Consider the following 1,783-nt stretch of genomic DNA (forward strand, 5'->3'; position numbering starts at 1 on the left):
TCTCGTTCTCAGCAGAGCCCATAGGGTCTGATGTCATCACTCACAGTGCCCATCCCGCCGGACGCTGAGGTCCGGCGTGTCGGGCCGGAACCACCGTTCGTTGCACAGGCCCGTCGGCGTGGTGGTCGTACCAGCGGTCGACGGCCTCGGTGGTGGTGAGCCCACGGCGCAGCGCCGCGCGTCCGACCAGATCGACCATCAGCATCACGGTGTGCTCCCCGGTGGGTTCGACAGCGGGTTCGACAGCGGGTCCGGCGCGGTCGGTAGCGGGTCCGGCGCCGCGCGGGCGCGGAACGAGCGGGCGGCGTCGGCCAGGTCGGACTCGACCGCGGCGGCGGGGCGTACCGGGCAGGCACCGCAGTACCGCCCGGCGGCGGAGGTGGTCCGGAAGGCGAGGCAGCAGGCCCGGCGGCGCACCGACATCCAGTCGGTGCCGTCGACGCGCACCGCACCGACGACGACCAGACCGGCCAGCCCGGCGTCGTGCAGCAGCGCCCGGGTCTGCCCGACGAGGGCGTCGGGACGCGGGCGCCGCCAGGACAGGTGCAGCGTGCTCAGCGCCACCGCGTGCGCGACCGCGGCCCGCAGCGTGCGACGCCCGGCCCGGGTCCGTACCGCGAGCTCCTCGGCGAGCGGCAGCAGCGCCCCGTCGAGCAGCGACGCCCGCAGCGCCGCCCGGTCCCCCCGGGCGGGGCGCCCGGGAGCGGCGAGGGCGAGCCAGCCCGGGGCGTGGGGGTCCGGGCCGAGGGAGACCACCTCCGGGCGGGCGTCGAGCAGCACGTCGAGCTCGTGGAACGCGGCCAGGACCGGGGCGGCGAGGCGCAGGGCGTAGCGGTCGAGCAGCAGGACCGCCGCGACGGCACGGCGGTCGGTCCCGCGCTCGTCGGCCACGCGGTGGAGGGTGTCGTCCAGCTCCGGCCCGAGCACGCGGTGGGCCGGGGACCAGCCCTGCGGACGACCGGACCGGGCGACGAAGCGGGGCCCGAGCGGCACGCGGGAGACCGGCACCGTGCCGGGTCCGCCGTCGACGGGCGCGGATGCGGGGAGCGGCGTCATGACGACGGCACCGGCCCGGTCCGTGGGGAGACGGACCGGGCCGACGACCTGGTTCAGCGTGACGCCGGCGAGATCGCGACCGGCTCGCGCCGCGCCTCGTGGTGGTTGGCGTTGCGCGGGGTGGACAGGACCTGGCGGGTCCGCTCGTCGAGGGCGACGGAGTCCGACAGGGCACCGCTGGAGGCCAGGGTGGTCTCCAGCGCCTCCAGCCAGTGCAGGTAGTAGCTCCACGGCTCGCCGCCGTCGCCCTTCTCCCACGAGCGGATGGAGTCGATCAGCGAGAGCTGGAACTCGCTCCACTCGTAGTGGCCCTCGTGGTAGGCGGCGACGGCCATCGCGAAGGCCCGCACCTCCCACGGCTCGGAGAACGGCTTGTCGGCGCCGGGCATGTCGCACACCAGCTTCTCGATCCGCCGGCGGGCATCGCCCAGCTCGGTGGTGTCGGTGCGCACCCCCTCGCTCATGCCCCGGCCGCCTCGGTGACCACCGGCTTCGGTGTTCCGACCCCGATCATCGAGTCCCGGGTGACGAGCTCGGCGAGCTGCTCCTCCGACAGGTGCTCGCTGCCGGCCGGGCGCTGCGGGAGCACCCAGTAGCGCAGCTCGGAGCTGGAGTCCCAGACACGGATCTCGACCGAGTCCGGCAGGGGGTGTCAACGGCGGGTTGGGAGTAACCCCGTAACGACGGATTGGGACTGACCCCCTTGTCGGGTGTTCAGTCGTTGCTG

General features: G+C 74.8%; 3 protein-coding genes and 1 pseudogene. All 4 read right to left on the reverse strand.

Annotated features, from left to right (window positions below):
- Positions 1-40: 40 nt before the first annotated feature.
- Positions 41-199, reverse strand: coding sequence for a hypothetical protein (locus FVA95_RS31185; protein WP_161992523.1), 159 nt, complete (start codon positions 197-199; stop codon positions 41-43).
- A 5-nt stretch (positions 200-204) separates the two neighbouring features.
- Positions 205-1,056 carry a hypothetical protein gene (locus FVA95_RS28530; protein WP_149666877.1) on the reverse strand — a complete coding sequence of 284 codons (852 nt, stop codon included), beginning with the start codon at positions 1,054-1,056 and terminating at the stop codon, positions 205-207.
- Between the two features lie 53 nt (positions 1,057-1,109).
- Positions 1,110-1,520, reverse strand: a complete 411-nt coding sequence (locus FVA95_RS28535) for a nitrile hydratase accessory protein (RefSeq protein ID WP_149666878.1) — start codon at positions 1,518-1,520, stop codon at positions 1,110-1,112.
- A pseudogene (locus FVA95_RS28540) lies at positions 1,517-1,702 on the reverse strand (nitrile hydratase subunit alpha); the annotation flags it as partial. The gene FVA95_RS28535 and the pseudogene FVA95_RS28540, both read right to left, overlap by 4 nt.
- Positions 1,703-1,783 lie beyond the last annotated feature (81 nt).

The sequence above is a fragment of the Pseudonocardia sp. EV170527-09 genome (assembly GCF_008369905.1).
Lineage (GTDB): Bacteria > Actinomycetota > Actinomycetes > Mycobacteriales > Pseudonocardiaceae > Pseudonocardia.